This window comes from Arthrobacter sp. Ms25 (assembly GCF_059090365.1).
The window spans coordinates 365,360-386,802 of record NZ_JBNHFP010000002.1 but is presented as its reverse complement, the minus strand read 5'-3'; the positions used below and the strand labels follow the sequence as shown (position 1 = coordinate 386,802).

At 65.4% G+C, this 21,443-nt stretch carries 20 protein-coding genes and 1 pseudogene; 10 read left to right on the top strand and 11 right to left on the bottom strand.

Annotated elements, in window-relative coordinates; translation table 11 throughout:
• Positions 1–212 precede the first annotated feature (212 nt).
• From mmsA to AC5RT8_RS06325, 4 genes are all read left to right on the top strand, one after another.
• A complete protein-coding gene (gene mmsA / locus AC5RT8_RS06340) occupies positions 213–1,784 on the top strand; it encodes a multiple monosaccharide ABC transporter ATP-binding protein (RefSeq protein WP_494094867.1) in 1,572 nt (523 codons plus the stop codon).
• Positions 1,781–3,061 (top strand): multiple monosaccharide ABC transporter permease, encoded by a 1,281-nt coding sequence (gene mmsB / locus AC5RT8_RS06335; protein ID WP_494094866.1) that lies wholly within the window; start codon positions 1,781–1,783, stop codon positions 3,059–3,061. The genes mmsA and mmsB overlap by 4 nt, the downstream gene beginning before the upstream one ends.
• A gap of 64 nt (positions 3,062–3,125) precedes the next feature.
• Positions 3,126–4,208 carry a substrate-binding domain-containing protein gene (locus AC5RT8_RS06330; protein WP_494094865.1) on the top strand — a complete coding sequence of 361 codons (1,083 nt, stop codon included), beginning with the start codon at positions 3,126–3,128 and terminating at the stop codon, positions 4,206–4,208.
• A 189-nt stretch (positions 4,209–4,397) separates the two neighbouring features.
• Positions 4,398–5,486, top strand: a complete 1,089-nt coding sequence (locus tag AC5RT8_RS06325) for a Gfo/Idh/MocA family protein (RefSeq protein ID WP_494094864.1) — start codon at positions 4,398–4,400, stop codon at positions 5,484–5,486.
• 90 nt (positions 5,487–5,576) lie between these two features.
• Here AC5RT8_RS06325 and AC5RT8_RS06320 read toward each other — a convergent pair whose 3' ends face one another.
• Genes AC5RT8_RS06320 through AC5RT8_RS06305 form a run of 4 tightly spaced genes read right to left on the bottom strand, consistent with a single transcriptional unit; the run spans position 5,577 to position 7,665 of the window.
• Positions 5,577–5,786 (bottom strand): hypothetical protein, encoded by a 210-nt coding sequence (locus AC5RT8_RS06320; protein WP_494094863.1) that lies wholly within the window; start codon positions 5,784–5,786, stop codon positions 5,577–5,579.
• Positions 5,787–5,834: 48 nt separating this feature from the next.
• Positions 5,835–6,464: a DUF3618 domain-containing protein gene (locus AC5RT8_RS06315; RefSeq protein ID WP_494094862.1), complete on the bottom strand. Its 630-nt coding sequence runs from the start codon at positions 6,462–6,464 to the stop codon at positions 5,835–5,837.
• Positions 6,461–6,886, bottom strand: coding sequence for a phage holin family protein (locus tag AC5RT8_RS06310; RefSeq protein ID WP_494094861.1), 426 nt, complete (start codon positions 6,884–6,886; stop codon positions 6,461–6,463). Before AC5RT8_RS06310 ends, AC5RT8_RS06315 begins: the two co-directional genes overlap by 4 nt.
• Entirely contained in the window at positions 6,886–7,665 is a 780-nt protein-coding gene (locus tag AC5RT8_RS06305) for a hypothetical protein (protein WP_494094860.1), read from the bottom strand. The genes AC5RT8_RS06310 and AC5RT8_RS06305 overlap by 1 nt, the downstream gene beginning before the upstream one ends.
• 231 nt (positions 7,666–7,896) lie before the next feature.
• On the opposite strand from AC5RT8_RS06305, the gene AC5RT8_RS06300 reads away from it, so the two are divergent.
• The 3 genes and pseudogenes from AC5RT8_RS06300 to AC5RT8_RS06290 form a co-directional block, all read left to right on the top strand.
• Positions 7,897–8,436 (top strand): hypothetical protein, encoded by a 540-nt coding sequence (locus AC5RT8_RS06300; protein WP_494094859.1) that lies wholly within the window; start codon positions 7,897–7,899, stop codon positions 8,434–8,436.
• Positions 8,437–8,442: 6 nt separating this feature from the next.
• The gene (locus AC5RT8_RS06295) at positions 8,443–9,912 is read left to right on the top strand and encodes a glutamate-cysteine ligase family protein (protein ID WP_494094858.1); all 1,470 of its coding nucleotides are present in this window, start codon (positions 8,443–8,445) and stop codon (positions 9,910–9,912) included.
• A 184-nt stretch (positions 9,913–10,096) separates the two neighbouring features.
• Positions 10,097–10,492 (top strand): annotated as a pseudogene (locus tag AC5RT8_RS06290) (Hsp20/alpha crystallin family protein); the annotation flags it as partial.
• 299 nt (positions 10,493–10,791) lie between these two features.
• Here the strand turns inward: AC5RT8_RS06290 and AC5RT8_RS06285 are convergent.
• The 4 genes from AC5RT8_RS06285 to AC5RT8_RS06270 form a co-directional block, all read right to left on the bottom strand.
• Complete coding sequence (locus AC5RT8_RS06285; protein WP_494094857.1) at positions 10,792–11,754, bottom strand: bile acid:sodium symporter family protein; 963 nt, start codon at positions 11,752–11,754, stop codon at positions 10,792–10,794.
• A gap of 125 nt (positions 11,755–11,879) precedes the next feature.
• Positions 11,880–13,115, bottom strand: coding sequence for an NADP-dependent isocitrate dehydrogenase (locus AC5RT8_RS06280; RefSeq protein WP_494094856.1), 1,236 nt, complete (start codon positions 13,113–13,115; stop codon positions 11,880–11,882).
• A gap of 164 nt (positions 13,116–13,279) precedes the next feature.
• The gene (gene purH / locus AC5RT8_RS06275) at positions 13,280–14,893 is read right to left on the bottom strand and encodes a bifunctional phosphoribosylaminoimidazolecarboxamide formyltransferase/IMP cyclohydrolase (protein WP_494094855.1); all 1,614 of its coding nucleotides are present in this window, start codon (positions 14,891–14,893) and stop codon (positions 13,280–13,282) included.
• 197 nt (positions 14,894–15,090) lie between these two features.
• On the bottom strand, positions 15,091–16,116 hold the full coding sequence (locus AC5RT8_RS06270) for an endonuclease domain-containing protein (protein ID WP_494094854.1): 1,026 nt from the start codon (positions 16,114–16,116) through the stop codon (positions 15,091–15,093).
• 133 nt (positions 16,117–16,249) lie between these two features.
• Here AC5RT8_RS06270 and AC5RT8_RS06265 point away from each other — a divergent pair, with 133 nt between their 5' ends.
• Complete coding sequence (locus tag AC5RT8_RS06265) at positions 16,250–17,602, top strand: MFS transporter (RefSeq protein WP_494094853.1); 1,353 nt, start codon at positions 16,250–16,252, stop codon at positions 17,600–17,602.
• A 7-nt stretch (positions 17,603–17,609) separates the two neighbouring features.
• Here AC5RT8_RS06265 and purN read toward each other — a convergent pair whose 3' ends face one another.
• A complete protein-coding gene (purN, locus tag AC5RT8_RS06260) occupies positions 17,610–18,188 on the bottom strand; it encodes a phosphoribosylglycinamide formyltransferase (protein WP_494094852.1) in 579 nt (192 codons plus the stop codon).
• A 40-nt stretch (positions 18,189–18,228) separates the two neighbouring features.
• Between purN and AC5RT8_RS06255 the strand changes: the two genes are divergently transcribed.
• Positions 18,229–18,660 carry a hypothetical protein gene (locus AC5RT8_RS06255; protein WP_494094851.1) on the top strand — a complete coding sequence of 144 codons (432 nt, stop codon included), beginning with the start codon at positions 18,229–18,231 and terminating at the stop codon, positions 18,658–18,660.
• Here AC5RT8_RS06255 and AC5RT8_RS06250 read toward each other — a convergent pair.
• Complete coding sequence (locus tag AC5RT8_RS06250) at positions 18,657–19,907, bottom strand: cell division protein PerM (protein ID WP_494094850.1); 1,251 nt, start codon at positions 19,905–19,907, stop codon at positions 18,657–18,659. The genes AC5RT8_RS06255 and AC5RT8_RS06250 overlap by 4 nt on opposite strands.
• Positions 19,908–20,022: 115 nt before the next feature.
• Positions 20,023–20,769: a TSUP family transporter gene (locus AC5RT8_RS06245; RefSeq protein ID WP_494094849.1), complete on the bottom strand. Its 747-nt coding sequence runs from the start codon at positions 20,767–20,769 to the stop codon at positions 20,023–20,025.
• 23 nt (positions 20,770–20,792) lie between these two features.
• Here AC5RT8_RS06245 and AC5RT8_RS06240 point away from each other — a divergent pair, with 23 nt between their 5' ends.
• Positions 20,793–21,428 (top strand): DUF1684 domain-containing protein, encoded by a 636-nt coding sequence (locus AC5RT8_RS06240; protein WP_494094848.1) that lies wholly within the window; start codon positions 20,793–20,795, stop codon positions 21,426–21,428.
• Positions 21,429–21,443: the final 15 nt, after the last annotated feature.

Below are 21,443 nucleotides of genomic sequence, written 5' to 3'. Positions count from 1 at the left end.
GCCACCCGCCTCCATAAAAGTCCCGCCGCTCCGGGGTCTTGTGTTCAAGACTTGACGACAGCACGTGTGACCCTGTTAACTTCCTTATCGGCTCACCCTGTGGGCCATGTCACGACAAAGAGGTCACACGGAGGCACTCATGCGAGCAGCAGCAGCAGCTCCGGCAGTAGGCGCGCGGTGCGCCGCCTGCCACCACGGCAGGGACACCACACATGTCAGCTAGTCCCAACATTCTCGAAATGCGCTCCATCACGAAGGAATTCCCGGGCGTAAAGGCCCTTGCCGACGTCGCACTGAACGTCCGGGCCGGCGAGATCCACGCGATCTGCGGTGAAAACGGTGCCGGAAAATCCACGCTGATGAAGGTTCTTTCCGGGGTCTACCCCCACGGCACGTACACCGGGGACATCGTCTTCCGCGGCACCCCGGTCCAGTTCCGGGATATCCGGTCCAGCGAGGCCGCCGGAATCGTCATCATCCACCAGGAACTGGCGCTGATCCCCGAGCTGTCCATTGCGGAGAACATCTTCCTGGGCAATGAACCCACCCGATTCGGCGTCATCGACTGGGACAAGGTCAACTTCGACACCCTGGACCTGATGGAACGGGTGGGCCTGAACGAGGACCCCACCACTCCCATCAAGGATCTGGGCGTCGGCAAGCAGCAGCTGGTGGAGATTGCCAAGGCGCTGAACAAGAGCGTGCAGCTGCTGATCCTCGACGAGCCCACTGCCGCACTCAACGAAACGGATTCCCAGCACCTGCTGGACCTGATGTCGGGGCTGCGGGACAAGGGAATTTCCTGCATCATGATTTCGCACAAGCTCAACGAAATCGAGCAGATCGCGGACTCCATCACCATCATCCGTGACGGCCGCTCGGTGGAGACCATCGACGTCGCCGCCGAGGGCGCCGACGAAGACCGCATCATCCGCGGCATGGTCGGCCGTTCGCTGGAGTCCCGCTTCCCGGACCACACCCCCACCATCGGCGAAACGTTCTTCGAGGTCCGCGGCTGGACCGTCGGGCATCCGACTGTCCCTGACCGCCTGGTCTGCAAGGGCTCGGACTTCCACGTCCGCCGCGGTGAAATTGTCGGCTTCGCCGGCCTCATGGGCGCCGGACGCACCGAGCTGGCCCGGTCCATCTTCGGCCGCTCCTACGGCAACTTCATCTCCGGCAGCATCATCAAGGACGGCAAGGAGATCACGCTCAAGTCGGTGCACTCGGCGATCGACCACGGCCTGGCCTACGTCACCGAGGACCGCAAGACCCTCGGCCTGAACCTCCTGGACGACATCAAGGCCACCACGGTCTCGGCCGACCTGAAAAGGATCACCCGCGGGCTGGTGGTCGACGACGACGCCGAGTTCCGCCACGCGGAGGAATACCGCAAAAGCCTGCGGACCAAAGCGCCGACAGTGGACGAAGGCGTCGCCAAGCTCTCCGGCGGCAACCAGCAGAAGGTTGTCCTGGCCAAGTGGATGTTCACGGATCCGGACCTGCTGATCCTTGACGAACCGACCCGCGGCATCGACGTCGGCGCCAAGTACGAAATCTACGGAATCATCCAGCAGCTCGCGAACCAGGGCAAGGGAATCATCGTGATCTCCTCGGAGCTGCCCGAACTCCTGGGGCTCTCGGACCGCATTTACACCATCTTCGAAGGCGCGGTCACCGGCGAGGTCTCCAAGGCGGAAGCCACCCAGGAAAACCTCATGCGGCTCATGACCTCTCCCGCCCGGAAGTCCGCCGACTACGCAACACAAGGAACCCCTTCATGAACGCCATCAAGCAACTCCTGGGCGGCAACGGCCGCCAGTTCGGGATGATTTTCGCCCTGGCCATCCTGGTTGGCCTGTTCCAGGCCCTCACCGGGGGCAAGACGCTGACGTCCACGAACATGATCAACCTCTTCAACGGCAACTCCTACATCCTGATCCTCGCCGTGGGCATGGTCTTCGTGATCATTGCCGGCCATATCGACCTCTCCGTGGGCTCGGTTGCCGCCTTCTCGGGCATCGTCGTTGCCATGGCCATGCGGGACTGGGGCCTGCCCTGGTACATGGGCATCGTCCTCGGCCTCGTGGTGGGAGCCTTGATCGGGGCCTGGCAGGGCTTCTGGGTCGCCTACATCGGCATCCCCGCCTTCATCGTCACCCTGGCCGGCATGCTGATCTTCCGCGGCGCCAACCAGTGGGTCGGCAAGTCCAACACCGTGCCGGTGCCCTCCGAATTCCAGTTCATCGGAGCCGGCTACCTGCCCGAAGGCGGGCCCATCCCGAACTACAACAACCTCACGCTGCTGCTGGGCCTGATCCTCTGCGCCGCCGTCATTTACGGCGAAATGCGCAAGCGCGCCCGCAATGCCAAGCTCGGCAGCATCAACCCTCCCGCCTGGGTGCCTGCGGTCAAGATCGGCCTGCTCTGCGCCGTCATCCTCTACGCAACGTACCTGTTCGCCACCGGCCGGCCGGGCACCTCCTTCCCGGTCTCGGGCATCATCCTCGGCCTGCTGGTCCTCTTCTACGGTTTCGTCTCCAACAAGACCATCTTCGGCCGCCACGTCTACGCCGTGGGCGGCAACCGGCACGCCGCCGAACTCTCCGGCGTGCAGGGCAAGAAGGTGAACTTCCTGGTCATGATGAACATGTCCATCCTGGCCGCCCTGGCCGGCATGATCTTCGTTGCCCGTTCCACCGCTTCGGGACCGTTTGACGGCACCAACTGGGAACTGGATGCCATTGCCGCGGTCTTTATCGGCGGCGCAGCCGTCTCCGGCGGTGTCGGCACCGTGGTCGGCTCCATCGTCGGCGGCCTCGTCATGGCCGTCCTGAACAACGGGCTGCAGCTGCTCGGCGTCGGCGCCGACCTGACCTCCATGATCAAGGGACTGGTCCTGCTGCTGGCCGTTGCGCTGGACGTCTACAACAAGACGCAGGGCAAGCCGTCCATCACCGGACTGCTGATGCGCGGCTTCGGGAACACCAAGGCCAAGACCGCACCCGCCGTCGTCGACGCCACGCCCGAAATGCCCACCGGCACCAAGACCGTCATCTGACGCCCCAACCGTTCCATTCACCCAGCACTAATCGCTCCAACCGGTATCAAGAAAGAGAAACACCATGCGTAATTTCGCAAAGTCCTTCGCCGTTGTGGCCACGGTGGCAGCATTGTCGCTGTCTGCCTGCGGCCGGGCCGAAGAGTCCGCCTCCGGAACCGAGGAAGGTTTCGAAGACGGAGCCTCCATCGGCGTAGCCCTGCCCCAGAAGACCTCGGAAAACTGGGTGCTGGCAGAGACCCTGTTCAAGGACGGTTTGAAGGAAGCCGGCTACGAGGGCCAGGTCCAGTTCGCCAACGGCGGCGTGTCCGAACAGCAGAACCAGATCAGCTCCATGATCACCAACGGTGTCGAGGTGCTGATTGTGGGCGCCATCGACGGCAGCCAGCTCGGCTCGCAGCTGCAGGAAGCCAAGGAGGCCGGAATCACCGTCATCGCCTATGACCGCCTGCTGACCAACACCGAAAATGTCGACTACTACGTGGCCTACGACAACTTCAAGGTCGGCGAGCTGCAGGGCCAGGCCCTCCTGGACGGACTCAAGGAAAAGAAGCCCGAGGGCCCGTACAACATTGAACTGTTTGCCGGCTCCTCCGATGACGCCAACGCGAAGGTGTTCTTCGACGGCGCCATGAGCGTGCTGCAGCCGGAAATCGAAGCCGGCACCCTCAAGGTGGTCTCGGGACAGACCGACTTCACCCAGGCCACCACCAAGGGCTGGAAGGCCGAAGAGGCCCAGAAGCGTGCGGACAACCTGCTCTCGGGCACCTACTCCACCGAAGAGCTCGACGGCGTCCTCTCCCCCAACGACACCCTGGCCCGCGCCGTACTGACCTCGGTCAGCGGCGCCGGCAAGCCGCTGCCGGTCATCACCGGCCAGGACTCCGAGGTGGAATCCGTGAAGCTGATCATGGAAGGCAAGCAGTACTCCACCATTAATAAGGACACCCGCAACCTGGTGAACCAGAGCATCGACATGGTCAAGACCCTGGCTGACGGCGGCGAGGTCGAGATCAACGATAAGGAGAGCTACGACAACGGCAAGAAGGTTGTTGAGGCCTACCTGCTCGAGCCGGTCATCGTCACCAAGGCGAACGCTTCCGAGGCCTACGCCGACGATCCCGCGCTCTCCAAGCTGACCAAGTAAGCAACATATCCATCCCCTCTCGGGGCGGTACGGCCCGGGTTTCCCTCTGTGGAGACCCGGGCTGTTCCATCTGTCTACCCGGGTCTCCGGCGAACCTGCCGGAAGTACTCCGGGACCGGCCCTAGGCTCCGGCCTGCGGCGACCATAGAGTAGGGGTTACTCCCTGCAACGACGCGGAAGATGAGGACCATGACTGCCGTTCAACACATTCCCACCCCGCCCTGCGTACAGCCCGGGGCACCGAGCCCCGTACAGTCCACGGGCCGGACCCTGCGGTGGGGCGTAGTCGCCACCGGAAACATTGCCGAGCGTGTCACTGAAGACATCGCCCGGCTCGAAGACGCCGTCCTGCAGGCCGTCAGTTCCCGCGGACAAAGCACTGCCAAGGACTTCGCGGCACGCTTCGGGTTTGCCAGCAGCTACTACGACCTGGACGGCACCGCCGGGTACGACCAGCTCTTCGCCGACCCCGACGTCGATGTGGTCTACATTGCTTCCCCGCATGCCCAGCACTATCGGATTGCCCGGCGTGCACTGGAAGCCGGCAAGCACGTGCTGTGTGAAAAATCCCTGACCGTCAATGCGCGCGAGGCCGAGGACCTGATCGAGCTTGCCCGGTCCCGCAACGTTTTCCTCATGGAGGCGGTGTGGACCCGGTTCCTGCCCTGCATCAACCGCATCTGGGAACTGATTGCCTCGTACGAGCTCGGAGACATCAACTGGGTGCAGGCGGACCTCGGCTTCCCTGCCCCCTATGATCCGGCCAGCAGGCTCTGGGATCCGGCGGCGGGCGGCGGAGCGCTGCTGGACCTCACCGTGTACCCGCTGACCTTTGCCCTGGGTGCGCTCGGCTACCCCGAAACCGTACATGCGGTGGGCAGCATCAACCCCGACGGCGTGGATTCCCAGAATGCGCTGACGCTCGGCTATGCCTCCGGCGCACTGGCGCAGCTGACGTCCTCGCTGGTCTCCTCCTCGCCGCGGACCGCCGTCATTTCCGGCACCAAGGGATGGCTCCGCACGGGCTCGCCCCTGCACAACCCGGTGGAACTGACGGTCGTGCCGCACGCCGGGGAACCCCGGGTGGAACGCTTTCCGCAGGTCGGCAACGGGTATGCCTACGAACTGCGCGAAGTGACCCGCTGCATCCAGTCCGGCCTTGTCGAAAGCCCCACAATGACCTGGGCTGATACCTTGCGGACCATGCGGCTCTTTGACGCCGTACGGGCCCAGATCGGCGTGCTCTACGCCAATGACGAAGCGGCCGTTCCCCGCTGATCGGGCCTGTCTGACGTACAAGCCGGAAGCACAAACGACGGCGGTGCCGCACCTTCGCAGGTGCGGCACCGCCGTCGTTCTGTGTCCGGGCTATCCGCCCAGACCGCCCGGGAGCTTTCCGCCGAGGCCGCCGGGTAGTTTCCCCAGCAGGTCCTGGGGGCTCACGCCCAGCTTCTCCAGCAGACCCGAGTCTTTATCGGTATCCACCTTGTCCGGCAGGTCAGACTCCGCCTGGCCTGCCTTCGAGCTGTCGCCGCGGTTCTTCAGGAATTCGATAATCTGCTGCTTGTCGATCTGCATCAGGTCCTCCTTGCTGAGTACTGCGTGCTCCGGCTGTTGGGTACTGCCTTACGCGTTCTTGACGTTCTGCGGAGCCTCCGAAGCGGAGTCCTTGACGTCGGAAGCCGCGGCCTGGCCTTCGGACTTCACGGTCTGCGCCGCGTCCGTTGCGGTGGCCTTGATGTTCTCCATCGCTTCCTGCGCCGGCTCCTTGAGCCCCTCGGCCATTTCCTTTGCGGCTCCGGCCAGCTCCTCCGTCATGGGCTGCGCCGCAGTCTTGAGGTTGTCCGCAGCGACGCGTTCCTTGTCGCTGGCGGGGATGAGGGTTGCTGCCAGCAGGCCGGCACCGAATGCGATCAGGCCTGCAGCGACCGGGTTGCCCTGTGCCTGCCCGGCGAGCTTGGCCGGGGCACCCTGGACAGCCGAACCGGCGGCCGAGACGCTGTCGGACACGCTTCCGCCCATGTCGGAGACGCTGCTGCTGATGTTGCTGCCGGTGTTACTCGCACTGTTGCCCACTGAATCGGCCACACCCATCACCTTGTCCTTCACTCCGAATACCTTGTCCCTCATCTTGTCCGTCTGGCGCTGGACGATGTGGGAGGGAGTTACCTTATCCGCCACTGCGTCCACGTTGGTGCCAAGGCGCCGGCGGGTTGCTTCGATGTCGGCGCGGATTTCATCCGGGTTTTCACTCATCGTGTCTCCTCGCTTGGTTTCATGGTCTGGGGAATCTCCTGCAGCGTCTCCGACGTCTGCGGCATGCCCTTGATCTTCTTCATTTCCTTGCGCCCGCGTGAGGCCAGGATGGCGGCGGCAATGGCCCAGATGACCGCCACAATGACAGCGGACCAGCCGAAGCCGATCGCCGTCGTGCCCAGTGCATACCAGAGGGCGACGGACAGGAAGAGGAGTACGAAGTACCCCGCTACGGCTGCTCCGCCGAGCATTCCGGCGCCCTTGCCCGCACGGGTGGCGGACTGCTTCAGCTCAACCTTTGCCAGCTCCACTTCCTGGCGCATCAGGGTGGACATGTCCTGCGTCACCTGGCCAAGCAGATCGCCCAGCGACGTGGATTCCGCCTTCGCCTGCGCGGGGGTGGGAGGAAGTTCGGTGCTCATCAGTGCCGACCACCGCTGTAGGGATCAGCTGCCGGAACACCGGTGGAGGGGGTGGGCGGGAGCGTCTGCGCCGACGCGGGTCCGGTGCCGGCCGGACGTACCGGTTCGGTAGCGAACGGGTCGGCGACGGTTCCCGTGGTGCCGACGGCGGGCTGCGTCTCCGGTGCCGGCGGCACCGGGGTCACCGGCGGCACGGGCGGTGCCACGTGCTGGCCCGTGGATCCGGCTGCCGACGTGCCCTGGCTCGGGAGGCCGGCGCTCAGGCCCTTGTTCAGGCGGCCGGCCAGGAAGCCGGCACCTGCGGCGATGGCGAGGAAGGCGACGGGGCGCTGGCGTGCAAAGCCCTTGACCTCGTCCAGCAGGGATCCCGGATCGCGTCCGTCAAGCCAGCTGGCGACGGAGGACGCACGGGTTGCTGCCTGGCCCACGAGGTCCGCAGCTACGCCGGACTGTCCGGACTGGGCCATGGTATGCAGTTCATCTGCCACCGAGCGGAGTCCTTCAGCCACCTTCTGCTGCTGGGCACCTGCCTGCTCGGTCAGATCGGAACGGGCCTGCGTGAACAGGTCCTTGGCGTTGGTCTTCACCTCGGAGGCAACTCCGGCAGCTTCAGACTTAGCGGTGTCCGCTACCTGAGCCGCGCTGCCCTTGGCCTGCTGGGCAAGGTCACCTGCCTGCTGCTTGGCCGCGTCGGCCTTGGCCGCGGCGGTGGAATCACTGGTGCTTCCGGCCGGGGATGCTGCATGGCTTCCGTCACGCGGAGTGAAATTCTCTGTCATCATCGCTCTCTTTCGTCATTGCAACTGCTGATCAAGATCGAATGTTCCGTGCATCGATAATAAGCACACTTAGTTACGAATGTGTAGCGTGTTAGGATCGTAAGTGCCCTTGCTATTACCTCCCGTGCGTGGTTGTCTTTTTGCACCGATCAGAAGAGGCCGCGGAAGGCCGTTCCGTGCCGGATGCCCGGTTCGAAATGACCCCGGCCCACTACCCACAGGAGCATTACATTGGCGGCAAACCTCATAGCACGCTCTGTCCATGATCTGACGGCTGCGGCCTGGTTCGGTGGCTCCCTGATGGGAGCCGTGGGCCTGAACGGTGCAGCCGCTGCAGCAGCGGACCCGACTGAACGTACCCGGCTTTCCGCCCTCGGCTGGAAAAAGTGGGCTCCGGTGCAGGCAGGCGCGATCGGCCTCCACTTCCTAGCCGGACTTGCGCTTATCGGAGACAACAAAACCCGTGTGTCCCAGCAGGAAGGGGTAGCGCGGCTCACCGCCTATAAGACCGCGGTCACCGTGGTGGCAGCCGTGGTCACGCTCTATTCGGGCATCCTCGGCGGCAAGGTCGGGAAGCTCTCCGAGCAGGGCAGCCAGGGGGCCACCGAGCCCCGGGAAGGCGCCTCCAAGGAACTGAAGACGGCCCAGCGCCAACTGAAAATCCTGCAGTGGAGCATTCCGGCACTTTCCGGCGCCGTAATTGTCATGGGCGCCCAGCACGGTGAAATGCAGCGGCCCGCCCATGTCCTTGAAGGCCTGAAAAAGAAGTAACGGGCCATGGGTGCAGAAGTCACGAGCAAGACTTTCAGCCGCGCGCAGCGCACAGCCTACCGGCAGCGCCTGCTGGAAAACCTGGACCATTTCGCTCATTTTCTGTCCACCGCCCAGTTTGCGGACACGGCCAGCATCGGCCTGGAACTTGAGCTGAACCTAACCAACCGGGACTTCTCACCGGCCCTGCGCAACCAGGCTGTCCTCGAGCGGATTGCTGATCCGGCCTTCCAGACCGAAATCGGCGCGTTCAACATCGAAATGAACCACCCGGCCATGCCGGTGGGACAGTTCGGACTCAAGGAGCTCGAGGACAGCCTGCGGCTGCAGTTGAACCGTGCGGATAAGCGGGCAGCCCAGGAAGCTGCCGACATCATGATGGTGGGAATCCTTCCCACCCTGACCCCCCGCTTCATGGACGGCTGGGACTGGCTGAGCAGCGGCCAGCGCTACGCCGCCCTGAACACCTCAGTGCTCCAGGCCCGGGGCGAAGACGTCCTCCTGGACCTGTCGGGGCCGGAACCACTGTCCTTCTACGCCCAGAACATTGCACCGGAGGCTGCGTGCACCTCGGTCCAGCTGCATCTGGAAGTATCGCCGGACCAGTTCGCGCCGGCCTGGAACGCGGCGCAGATGATTGCCGCCCCGCAGGTTGCCCTCGCCGCTAATTCACCGATCTTCATGGAGCATGTGCTCTGGCACGAAACCCGCATCGAACTCTTCAAGCAGTCCATCGACACCCGCCCGCCGGAAATGCGCAACCAGGGCGTCCGCCCGCGCGTCTGGTTCGGGGAGCGGTGGATCACCTCGATTTTCGATCTTTTCGAGGAGAACGTGCGCTATTTCCCCGCCCTGCTGCCGGAGCTGTCGGGCACCGGATCGGAAACCACTTCATTCGGGGCACCGCTGCTGCCTGAACTGCGCCTCCACAACGGCACCGTCTACCGCTGGAACCGGCCGATCTACGATCCGGGCAGCGGGACGCCGAATCTGCGGCTGGAGAACCGGATCCTGCCGGCCGGGCCGTCCGTCCTGGATGTGGTGGCCAACGCCGCGTTCTACTACGGGCTCGTGGAATACCTCCGCACGGCCGACCGCCCGCTGTGGAGCCGGATTGCCTTCAAGACAGCGTCGGACAACTTCCTCAACTGTGCCCGGCACGGACTGGAAGCGTCTGTGTACTGGCCCGGCATCGGCGAGATCCCGGTGGCGGAACTGATTCTGCGCCACCTCATTCCGCAGGCTGCCGAGGGGCTTCGGGAACTGAAAGTCGATTCATCCCTGATCGACCGCTACCTGGCGGTGGTGGCCGAGCGTGCGCGCACGGAGCAGAACGGAGCAGCCTGGCAGATCGCCACCCTGCGCAGGCTGGAAGCCTCGGGGATGCAGCGTACAGCAGCCCTGGGCGAGCTCTCCAGGCTTTACTGGGAGAACATGCACACCAACACGGCCGTGCACGCCTGGCCGATCGGCTGACAGTAGAAAAACAGGCGGACAAGGGGCAGAAACCGCTGCTATGACCTAGCACTCAAAACTGCCGAGTGCTAGCCTGATTTCCATCGTTGAGTCATGGGGACTCAACCTTTATCGACCCTTTTCCAACAACGGCATTCCAACCGCCGGTGCCCTGCGGGCGCCGGCGCAACAGGAGTTGATGACAATGGCGATGAAGTTTGATCCATTCCGCGAGCTCGACCGGGTTGCAGGCGCACTCCTCGACCCGCGACAGCGGCTGCGGCTTATGCCTATCGACCTGTACCGCGAGGGCGACCATTACATCCTCAATGCGGACCTGCCGGGCATTGACCCGGGGTCGGTGGACGTGGACGTTGACGGGCAGCTGCTGACCATCCGGGCCGAGCGGACCATCCACACCACCGAGGGCGCAACCTGGCTGACCAGGGAACGGGAAAGCGGAAGTTTCCTGCGGCAGCTGAACCTTGGGCAGGGCATTGATATCGAGGCTATTTCCGCCAAGTACGAGAACGGCGTGCTGAGCGTGTTCATCCCCGTGAGCGAACGCTCCAAGCCGCGCAAGATCGAGGTGGCAGCGGCCTATAAGGACGGCAACACCATTTCCGGACAGTCGACGTCCGAACCCGCGTCCGTCTCCTCCAGCAGCGGCTCGGGTTCGCCCAGCAGCAGCTCGGGTTCCTCTGGTTCCTCTGGTTCCGGAGTCTCCGGCTCCGGGATGTCGGGGTCGTCCGGCGGCTCCGGCGGGCCTTCCTCGTCCGGCGACAGGGGCGCGGGCATCTAGCGCAGCGGCACCGTACCGCAGGCCCCGGACCAGTGGTCCGGGGCCTGCGGCGTTTTCCGGGTGCCGATAGCTCCGGCCGTCCCGTCCCGCCCCTACCGTCAGGCGGAGGGCCTCCGCTGCCAGATGGCGGCCATCAGGGCTCCCGAGACGTTATGCCACACCGAGAAGACCGCTGCGGGCAGGGCCGCTTCCGGCGCGAAGTACTGCTTGGCCAGTCCCGCCGCCAGGCCGGAGTTCTGCATGCCTACCTCGATGGCCATGGTCCGCCGCGAGGGGATGGGCTGGCGGAACAGCTTCGCGGCTCCGTAACCGAGCCCCAGGCCCAGGCCGTTGTGCAGCACCACCGCCAGCAGGATCAGCCAGCCGGCAGTGAAGATGGCCTCGGCGCTTCCCGACACCACGGCAATGACCACGAAGGTGATGGCGACTACCGAGATCCACGGCAGCACCGGCAGGATCCGGTCCACCACCCGGGGTGCCAGATACCGGATGGCCAGGCCCAGCACCACCGGAATGAGGACAATCTGCACAATGGACCAGGCCATGGACTCGGCGTCGACCGCCATGTACCGCCCGGCGAGCCACAGCGCGAGGATCGGCGTCAGCAGGGGCGCAAGCAGGGTGGACACCGATGTCATGGCCACGGAGAGGGCCACGTTGCCTCGTGCCAGGTAGGTCACCACGTTCGACGCCGTGCCGCCGGGCGCGCAGCCCACCAGGATCACGCCGGCGGCGAGTTCGGGGCTGAGCTGCAGGGCCCAGGCGATGCCGAACCCCAGCAGCGGCATGATCAGGTACTGCGCCACCACGCCCAGCAGGACGGGCAGCGGCTGCCGGACAACCAGCGCAAAGTCCGGCAGGGTCAAGGTCAGTCCCATGCCGAACATGATCAGCATCAGGCCGGGGTTGATGTACGCGGACAGGCCCGTGAAGGGCTGCGGGAAGAACAGGGCCACCGCTCCCCCGGCAACTATCAGCAGCGGGAACACGGTTACCGCGATGCGGGCGCTTCGCTCTTCGGCGCTCTTCGCGGCGGGCGGCGCTGTGGTGGAGTTCGACATTCCCACATGGTGGCACCGCGCATGCAACGGCGCTAGTTATTACGCGTCCGCTTCACACGCCGGTTAACGACGACGGCGCGCCGCCCCGGAAAGGGGGCAGCGCGCCGTCGTCGGTGCAGTAATGCTTAGGCTGCGACCTCGGCACCCAGGCGGGCCTTGAGGTTCTCGTCCAGTGCGGCGAGGAACTCTTCCGTGGTCAGGTACGGCTGGTCCGGTCCGACCAGCAGTGCCAGGTCCTTGGTCATCTTGCCGGATTCGACCGTCTTGACGACAACGTCTTCGAGGGTCTGGGCGAAGTTGGTGACCTCGGGGGTGTTGTCCAGCTTGCCGCGGTGCATCAGGCCACGGGTCCACGCGAAGATCGAGGCGATCGGGTTGGTGGAGGTGGGCTTGCCCTGCTGGTGCTGGCGGTAGTGGCGGGTGACCGTACCGTGTGCTGCTTCAGCCTCGACGGTCTGGCCGTCCGGGGTCATCAGCACGGAGGTCATCAGACCGAGCGATCCGAAGCCCTGGGCCACGGTGTCGGACTGGACGTCGCCGTCGTAGTTCTTGCAGGCCCAGACGTAGCCGCCTTCCCACTTCATCGCGGAGGCAACCATGTCATCGATCAGGCGGTGCTCGTAGGTGAGGCCGGCTGCTTCGAACTGGTCCTTGAACTCGGCGTCGAAGACTTCCTGGAACAGGTCCTTGAACTGGCCGTCGTAGGCCTTCAGGATGGTGTTCTTGGTGGAGAGGTACACCGGGTAGTTGCGCTGCAGGCCGTAGGCGAAGGAAGCGCGGGCGAAGTCCTTGATGGATTCGTTGAAGTTGTACATACCCATGGCGACGCCGCCCTCTTCGGGGTAGGTCACAACCTGCTGCTTGATTTCTTCGCCGCCGTCAGCCGGGGTGTAGGTCAGCGTCAGGGTACCGGCACCGGGAACCTTGAAGTTCGTGGCCTTGTACTGGTCGCCGTGGGCGTGGCGGCCGATGATGATCGGCTTGTTCCAGCCCGGGACCAGGCGCGGGATGTTGGAGATGATGATCGGTTCGCGGAAGACCACGCCGCCCAGGATGTTGCGGATGGTTCCGTTGGGGGAAACCCACATCTTCTTCAGGCCGAATTCCTCGACGCGTGCTTCGTCGGGGGTGATCGTGGCGCACTTGACGCCTACGCCGTGTTCCTTGATGGCGTTGGCGGCATCGATGGTGACCTGGTCATCCGTCGCGTCGCGGTTCTGGATGGAGAGGTCGTAGTACTTCAGGTCTACGTCCAGGTACGGGTTGATCAGGCGATCCTTGATGAACTGCCAGATGATGCGTGTCATCTCATCGCCGTCGAGCTCTACGACAGAGCCCACAACCTTGATTTTCTCAGCCACACGATCTCCTTGTGTGTTGGTGGGCACCGGAGCATGTCTTGTGGCATGACGGAACCCGTCTTTTTGGCTTTTATTTGAGTCCAACTATGCCACAGCCCACTATCGGCACCCTAAACCGCGGGGCGGCACATTACCCGCACCGCCCCGCCGTTCCGGGCCTGCGCCTAGTGGAAGAAGTGCCGTGCCCCGGTGAAGTACATGGTGATGCCGGCCGCCGCCGCGGCCTCGATGACCTCGTTGTCGCGGATGGACCCGCCGGGCTGGACGACGGCGCGGATGCCGGCGTCGAGCAGGATCTGCAGCCCGTCGGCGAACGGGAAAAAGGCATCCGAGGCGGCCACCGAGCCGCGGGCACGTTCCGCACCGTCACCGCCGAGGGTATTGGCCCGCTCCACGGCAAGCCGGCAGGAATCCACTCGATTCACCTGTCCCATGCCTACGCCGACGGAGGCGCCGTTCCGAGCCAGCAGGATCGCGTTGGACTTGGCGGCGCGCACGGCCGACCAGGCAAAGGCCAGATCGGCCAGGGTCGCCTCATCCGCGGCCTCCCCCGCGGCCAGGGTCCAGTTCGCGGGGTCATCACCCTCGGCCTGCAGGCGGTCCGCCTTCTGGAGCAGCATCCCGCCGGACACCTGCCGGAATTCAGTGTCGTTGCGGGCATAGCCGTCCGGCAGCGTCAGCAGGCGGATGTTCTTCTTGGCCGAGAGGATCTCCACCGCTTCCGGCTCGAAGTCCGGGGCGATCACCACCTCGGTGAAGATGTCCTTCACGGTTTCCGCCATGCCCGCGGTGACAGTGCGGTTCGCGGCGATGACTCCCCCGAAGGCCGAGACCGGATCGCAGGCGTGGGCCTTTGCATGTGCGTCCGCGATCGGGTCCGCGGCGCCGGGCGAGGCCACGGCGATGCCGCAGGGGTTGGCGTGCTTGACGACGGCGACAGCGGGTTCAGCGAAATCGAAGGCGGCGCGCAGGGCGGCGTCGGCGTCCACGTAGTTGTTGTAGGACATGGCCTTACCGTGCAGCTGGTCGGCCTGGGCGACGCCGGGCTGTGCCGACTTGTCCACATACAGTGCGGCGTCCTGGTGCGGGTTTTCTCCGTAACGCAGCACCTCTGCCCGTTCCAGCGCGAGCCCGGTGTAGGCCGGCCACTTGGCGCCGTCCTGAGTCCCGTCCCCGAACTGCTCGGCGGTCCAGGTGGCCACGGCGGTGTCATAGGCGGCCGTATGGGCGAACGCCTCAGCCGCCAACCGGCGCCGCTGGGCCAGATCGAACCCGCCCTCAGCGGCGGCGGTGACCACATCCGAGTACTTGCCCGGATCCACCACCACGGCCACCGAAGGGTGGTTTTTCGCAGCGGCGCGGACCATGGACGGTCCGCCGATATCGATCTGCTCCACCACGTCGTCCTGCCCGGCACCGGACCGGACGGTTTCCACGAAGGGGTAAAGGTTCACCACCACCAGGTCGAAGGGGTCAATTTCCATGTCGGCCAGCTGGGCAATGTGGTCTTCCCGCCGCCGGTCGGCGAGGATCCCGGCGTGGACCCGGGGATGCAGCGTCTTGACGCGTCCGTCCAGGCATTCAGCGAATCCGGTGACCTCGGAAACCTCGGTGACGGCGATGCCTGCGGCGGCGATCTGCTTGGCGGTGGAGCCGGTGGAGACGATGCTGACGCCGGCTGAGGCCAGGCCCCGCGCGAGTTCCGTCAGCCCCGTCTTGTCATAGACCGAAATCAGGGCCCGGCGGATAGGAACACGGTCGAGGACAGGATTGCTCACAGCAGACACTCCAGGTGGTCGGTGATCGGTGCGCAGGCCGTGCGGCCCACGAGAAGTTTATGCCTTCGCCTGGTTGCGGTCCCCGGACTGCGGGTAACAACCCGTCTTCGGCGAAATCCTGCTGCCCCGCTTGCCCCTCCCGCCTCGCGCGATCGAGAAGGCACAAATTACCGTTCCCGGGATCGAGAAGGCACGAATTACCGTTTTTGACCCGAATTTCGGTAATTTGTGCCTTCTCGATTCCCGCTCCACTCCCCCGATACCCCACTCGGACAGAATCGGACGGGCATTCCCGGCCGCCAGCCGCGGGCTGTGAGGGCGGTACGGATCTTCTCCTCCGTGCCCGCGCGGTTCTCTTCCCGCAGGTGCTGTTTGCTGAACCGCAGCACCGTCCAGCCAAGTTGCCGGAGCCGGTCATCCCGCTCAATGTCACGGTGCCACTGCGCAGGGTCAAGCAGATGGTGTTCCCCTTCGTATTCAAGGGCAATCCGCAGTGCCCGGTACTGGAGGTCCGGGCGGGACAGCGGCAACCCATCGGCACCGATGATCCATTGATTCACCTCGGGTTCGGGCAGGCCTGCCTGGTGAATAAGGAGCCGCAGCCGTGTCTCAGGGGCGGAATCCGCTCCTGGGCGGAGCAGTCCGAGAGCGATCCGGGCGGTCGACACACCCCGCGTTCCCGCTCTCCGGTCCAGAACGTCCAGCAGGTCCTGGATCCGACAGAGCGGGTCCGGCCGTTGCAGGAATCCGCCCCGGGAAGGTGCGTCCACGCGCCGCAGCACGGAATCTCCTGCCACCGCCAGGTCCGCCACCTGCAGCATGGCCGCCAGGTCGCACCAGGTCCAGGCCGGCGAGGTCACCATGATCCCGCCGATCTGCACCACGTCCTGCTGCAGGAGCGGAGCCTGGTGCCCCACGACACCCTTTCGCCTCGGCCTGGCGAACCGCATCGGCCGGGTCAAATGCAGGGGCCCGGATTCCAAGCGGCGCGGCAGCCACATTCCCCATAAGGCCGCGGCCGTGGTGTGGCTGGCTACCGTGCGGCCCGAGGGCGGGACCAGCGGACGCACCGAATCCAGCAGGGATGGCTGGGCACCGAAGACAGAGCGCAGGCCGTGCCCGGCGCCGTCGTACTCCTTACGCCGTAAATCGGACACGGGGATCCCGCGTTCCCGGGCCTCCGCCACCGAGAACACGGGCCCGGGCAGGCCCCTGGGAGTCACTGCCTGTGATCAGGCCATGGCCACATGATCCCTTCCCGCGCGAGTCCTGTGGTTCTATCCACAGGGTCCGGGCATCTAGCAGGTATCGTTTCCCCGGACCCGCGATCCTCCCTTCCGAAAGGCCACTCACTCGATGTCCGTAACCCATGCCCTGCCCACCGGAGACCAGGTGGTCCAGAACCTGCCCTGGCGGTGGAAGGTTCAGGGCAAAATCTTCCTCATCGGCGGCCTCGGCTTCATGTTCGATGCCTGGGACGTCACGCTGAACGGTGTCCTGATTCCGCTGCTGTCCAAGGAGTGGGCTTTGGCCCCGGCGCAGGCTGCCTGGATCGGCACGGCCAACCTGCTCGGTATGGCGATCGGCGCCTTCGTCTGGGGCTCCATTGCCGATGCAATCGGGCGGAAGCGGGCCTTTTCCGCCACCCTGCTGGTGTTCTCGGTCTTCACGGTGCTGGGCGCCTTCTCCCCGGACATTGTCTGGTTCTGCATCTTCCGGTTCATGGCAGGTTTCGGGCTGGGCGGCTGCGTCCCGGTGGACTATGCCCTGGTAGGCGAGTTCACTCCCAAGAAACAGCGGGGGCGGGTGCTCACCGGCATGGACGGATGGTGGCCGGTGGGAGCGGCGCTGTGCGGCGTCACGTCAGCGGTCATCATGGCCACCTTCGCGGACTGGCGCTACACCATGCTCATCATGGTGATTCCGGCTTTCCTGGTTTTCTGGGTCCGGCGCTCGGTCCCGGAATCCCCCCTCTACCTGGTCCGCAAGGGCCGCGCCGCCGAAGCCTCCGCGGTCATCGATGACCTGGTCCGGCGCACCGGCGGAACGCAGACCGAATGGCGCCTGCCCGAACCGCAGGCACCCGAAAAGTTGTCCCTGGGCACCATGGGCACCCAGCTCGCGGACCTCTGGCGGTTCAGCACGAAAACCACCATCGCTGCCTGGTCCCTGTTCCTGACCATCCTGCTGGTCTATTACCTGGCGCTGCAGTGGATGCCGAAGATCCTCGTGGACGCCGGGTTCGCCGAGTACCGGGCGTTCCTGACCACGTCCGGGATGGCCGCCGTCGGCCTGCTGGGCGTCATTGCCGCCGCGCTGCTGGTGGAAAAGGTCGGCCGCAAGTGGATCCTGGCGATCACCGGTCCCCTGTCCGCGGCCATCCTGGTGATTGTGGCCTTGGTGGTTGACGTTCCCACGGCAGCGACCATCTGGCTGCTGGTCTACGGGTTTGTGGTGCAGGTGGCCATTCCCGTGCTTTATGCCTATGTCTCGGAGCTGTACCCGACGAACCTGCGCGGCAGCGGTTTCGGCTGGGCGTCCACCGTTTCCCGGATCGGCGCCGGGTTTGGACCGTTGCTCTTCGTGTCGGTGCTGTGGCCGTACCTCGGGCTGCCGCTGTCCTTCGCCCTGGCCGGGGTCCTGGTCCTTGCGGCCGTGCTTTGGATGGCACGGTTCGCTCCCGAGACAAAGGGTGCCGCACTGGACTAGCCGAAGGCTAGAGCGCAGGCAGGCCCTCGCGGCTGATCCGGTCCAGCGTGTCGATCAGCAGCCGCCGTTCCTGCACCTTGATGCGTTCGTGCAGCGTTTCCTCAGTGTCGCCGTCGAGGACCTCGACGGCGGCCTGGGCGAGGATCGGCCCGGTGTCGACGCCGGCGTCGGCCAGGTGGACCGTGCAGCCGGTGACCTTCACGCCGTACGCAAGCGCGTCGCGGACCCCGTGCGCGCCGGGGAAGGACGGCAGCAGCGCCGGGTGGGTGTTGAGGTAGCGCCCCTCGAAGGTATTGATGAAATGCTCGTCCACAATCCGCATGAAGCCGGAGGAGAGGACCAGGTCCGGGGCGTAGGATGCCACCTTCTCCGTGAGGGCGCGGTTCCAGTCCGCCCGCACCGGGTACTCCCGGAACGGGACCACAAAGGTCGGGTAGCCGGCGTCGGCGGCGCGCTGAACCCCGTAGGTTCCCGGACGGTCGGAGCCGACGGCCGCAATGTCGATGTCGAGCCGTCCGTCACGGACGGCGTCGAGCACAGCCTGGAGGTTGGAACCGGTACCGGACACGAGGACGACGATGCGCATGCGTCCACCATAGGCGGCGGCGTCCCCTAGGCTTAAACCCATGACTGACCACGGCACCCAGCACCAGACCCCCGCCCCGCACGCACCCTCGGGCCGCCCCGCGCCCACCGAGGAACAAAAGCGCAGCGCGGTCCAGTACGTACGGATCTTCTGGCTTCTGCTGGCGGCAATGCTGCTGAGCAGCAACCTCGTCCTGCCCTGGAAGCTCGTTCCGCTCGCCCTGGGACTTGCCGCCCTGGTGGTGGGCGTCATCGCCTTGGTCAAGCTGGCCCGACGCCGGATGGGGCCGCTGATGCCGGTCCTGATCTCCCTGGGCCTGGTCGTTACCGCACTCACCACCCTGGGGCTGACGGGAATGGTGTTGCTCTGGGACGAAACCATGACCTATGAATCCTGCATGCGGTCCGCCCTGACCCTGGACGGCGTGGATGCCTGCGAGGCAGAGTATCTGCCGTTCCAGCAGGTCCGCTAAGCGTCCAGTTTGGGTTCGCGCTCAAGCCACGGGCCTACGGCGTAACCGATGACGACGCCGATTCCGACCTCCGCGGCCACCCACAGTCCCAGCCACAGCGGGTCCGGTCCAAGCCCTACAAAGCGTCCGATGCCCAGGGATCCCTGGGCCAGCCAGCCGGCGCCGGCCGCCAGCACCCCGGAGACCAGGCCGACGATGGCACCGAGGACCAGCGTGGAAACGGGTGCGGTGAACCAGCGGGCGCGGATTTTGATGGAAAGCCATTCATCGAAGTGGTTTTCCCCTTCCCGCAGGAACCACCAGCCCGCCAGGATGCCGGCTGCCACCGGGATCAGCATGGCTGCGTAACCGTATTCCATGGTCCCGACCGGGAGTGCAGCCAGGACGGGAAGCGCAGGCAGCGGACCCACGGTGGTTTCCAGCGGGCTGATCATGCTGCCGGTGCCGAGCGAGAAACCGGCGCCGGAGGCCCAGCCCAAGGTCCACACCATGAAGTTGGGCATCAGCCCCAGTTCCACCACGGTGAGCACAACCCCGCCGACGGCGCCGGCGTCGAGCTCTTCGTAAACGGCGGTTATCTCGGCCCAGTTCACGGCCAGCGCGGCTACCAGCAACACAGCGGAGAGGCCCAATGCGCCGACGGTGCCCACGGCACCGGCACGCAGCGCGGCCCACATGTAGGACCCTGCCCAGCGGGAATGCTGGCTGGTGCGGGCAATCCAGTCGGTCAGGTCCATGCCGATCAGCCGCACCCAGGAACCGGCTTCTGTCCGGGCGCCCACAATGAGTCCGGCACCGGCGGCGATCAGGGGCACCAACGCCCCCGCTGCCACCGAAATCCGAACCCCGTCGGTACTGCAGAAATACGCCGCTGCCGCACCGATCAGCGCGTAGGTGCCCAGGGCTCCCAGCAGCGCCTGCCAGAGCTGGTCGGTGTAGGAGGCGCGGGCCAGCCTGCGTCCGGCCCGCCAGGACAGGAAGAACGGAATCAGCGTCAGCCCCAGGGGGAAGAAGGAAAGCAACCCGGAGGCGGGTGCCTCGCCCAGCTCCCCCGCAGGGAAGGTCAGCGACAGCGGCACCCCATGCATCAGCAGCCAGGCCTGGCCGCCGAGACGGGCCAGCGAAGCGAAATCCAGATCGGTGAAACCGTTGGTAAACCACACGCCGATGAGCGGCAGGAGGACCAGGAGGGCGGAAAGCACTGCGGCCTGGCCCAGTTCGAAGGTCCCCTGCAACCAGAGTGGCATGGGCGGCACACCCGGCTTCTTCGGCCGCAATAATATTTTCATCGCTTCTATCTTTCCATCCGGGCATGCACAGCCCGTTGAGGCCCCGGCGTGAGTCGGGTAACTCCCGCCAGCGCTACAGGTCGACCAGGCCCTTCACCAGCGCCGTTGCCGCACCGATGAACGCAATCACAATGACGGCCATCCGGGCCTGATCATCACGGATGAAGCGCTGCAGTTTTTCGCCGGCGTAGATGCCGCCCACGATCATCAGCCCGACCAGCGCCCAAGCCCAGGGCTGGAACGGGGGCATCTGTCCCGGGTCCAGCAGCAGCTTGGAGGTGAGGGTGACGGTGGCGATGGTGACGAAGAAGGGCTGCAGAGTGGCGGCAAACGGCCGCTGCGGCCAGCGGGACAGCAGCGCGTACACACTCACCGCGGGCCCGCCAACGCCGGCCATCGCGTTGGTGATTCCGGAGGCGAAGCCGGCCACTGCCTTGGGAACGTTGCCCGTGAGCACCACCGAGGTGCGCTGCAGAAACAGGGAGATGCTCAGCGCCACGAGAACGACGGCGCCCACCGTCACAGCCAGCGGGGCCGACGGCAGGAAGACCGCTGCCGCGGAAGCCGGGATGCTGGCTGTTACCGCGGGGACCGCAAGCCACCGATACATGGACCAGTCCACGTCCCGCCAGACACGGAACATGATCAGCAGCGAGGAAACCAAGCCGCAGATGTTCACCATCAGCACTCCCCCGTGGGAGCCGAGGATGATCACAAGGAACGGGGAAATCAGGAGCGCAAAGCCCAGGCCGGCGATCCGCTGTGCGATCGCGCCGATGAAGATGGCGACGAGCACCACAATGAGGAGTCCGGTAGTCACCCGGAACACACTACGCTGAATGCATGGATTCCCCTGTCACAGCCCTGGCCACCGCCGATTGGCGCCGTCATGTGTTCGCCCTGTATGAGCAGGCGCGCCGCGCAGCCGACGGCATGTCGGCGTCGCACTCCCATGCCTTGTGGGCCACCGGACGGGACCGGCTCTTCGGCACCCACCCTGCGTCCCCCCTTCCCGAAGACACGCGCCGCCGCTTCCGCGGGCTACGGACGGCCCGCTACGATCCGGCGTTCCGGTTCGAGGCAGTCATTGACGACGACGGCGCCGGGCAGAAGATGGAGGTCGCCACCGGCACGGACGGCGTGGTGCCGTTCACCCGGCTGGGCACTGTCCGGGCCGAGGGCGTCGGTAGCCTCGCGGTATGGCATCTGGATTCCTACGGCGGCGGGATTTTCATTCCCGTCCGCGATGCCACCTCCGGCGTCGACGGCGGCAGCTACGGCGGCGGGCGGTACCTGCTGGACACGATCAAGGGCGCGAACCTCGGAACCGGCGGGCTGCCCGGCAGCCTGGTGCTGGATTTCAACTTCCTCTACAACCCGTCCTGCGCCTATGACGAGGCGTGGGCCTGCCCGCTGCCGGGTCCGGACAATACGGTCGACACCGCCCTGCAGGTGGGCGAGCTGTACGCCCGGTACTGATAGTGCTGCGCCCGC

Coding starts and splice junctions, on each gene's coding strand:
- AC5RT8_RS06285 (WP_494094857.1), bottom strand. CDS start 11,754: ATGTCGAACTCCACCACAGCGCCGCCCGCCGCGAAGAGCGCCGAAGAG.
- AC5RT8_RS06250 (WP_494094850.1), bottom strand. CDS start 19,907: ATGCCACTCTGGTTGCAGGGGACCTTCGAACTGGGCCAGGCCGCAGTG.
- AC5RT8_RS06330 (WP_494094865.1), top strand. CDS start 3,126: ATGCGTAATTTCGCAAAGTCCTTCGCCGTTGTGGCCACGGTGGCAGCA.
- mmsB (WP_494094866.1), top strand. CDS start 1,781: ATGAACGCCATCAAGCAACTCCTGGGCGGCAACGGCCGCCAGTTCGGG.
- AC5RT8_RS06255 (WP_494094851.1), top strand. CDS start 18,229: ATGACTGACCACGGCACCCAGCACCAGACCCCCGCCCCGCACGCACCC.
- mmsA (WP_494094867.1), top strand. CDS start 213: ATGTCAGCTAGTCCCAACATTCTCGAAATGCGCTCCATCACGAAGGAA.
- AC5RT8_RS06310 (WP_494094861.1), bottom strand. CDS start 6,886: ATGAGCACCGAACTTCCTCCCACCCCCGCGCAGGCGAAGGCGGAATCC.
- AC5RT8_RS06320 (WP_494094863.1), bottom strand. CDS start 5,786: ATGCAGATCGACAAGCAGCAGATTATCGAATTCCTGAAGAACCGCGGC.
- AC5RT8_RS06265 (WP_494094853.1), top strand. CDS start 16,250: ATGTCCGTAACCCATGCCCTGCCCACCGGAGACCAGGTGGTCCAGAAC.
- AC5RT8_RS06325 (WP_494094864.1), top strand. CDS start 4,398: ATGACTGCCGTTCAACACATTCCCACCCCGCCCTGCGTACAGCCCGGG.
- purN (WP_494094852.1), bottom strand. CDS start 18,188: ATGCGCATCGTCGTCCTCGTGTCCGGTACCGGTTCCAACCTCCAGGCT.
- AC5RT8_RS06240 (WP_494094848.1), top strand. CDS start 20,793: ATGGATTCCCCTGTCACAGCCCTGGCCACCGCCGATTGGCGCCGTCAT.
- AC5RT8_RS06295 (WP_494094858.1), top strand. CDS start 8,443: ATGGGTGCAGAAGTCACGAGCAAGACTTTCAGCCGCGCGCAGCGCACA.
- AC5RT8_RS06315 (WP_494094862.1), bottom strand. CDS start 6,464: ATGAGTGAAAACCCGGATGAAATCCGCGCCGACATCGAAGCAACCCGC.
- AC5RT8_RS06305 (WP_494094860.1), bottom strand. CDS start 7,665: ATGACAGAGAATTTCACTCCGCGTGACGGAAGCCATGCAGCATCCCCG.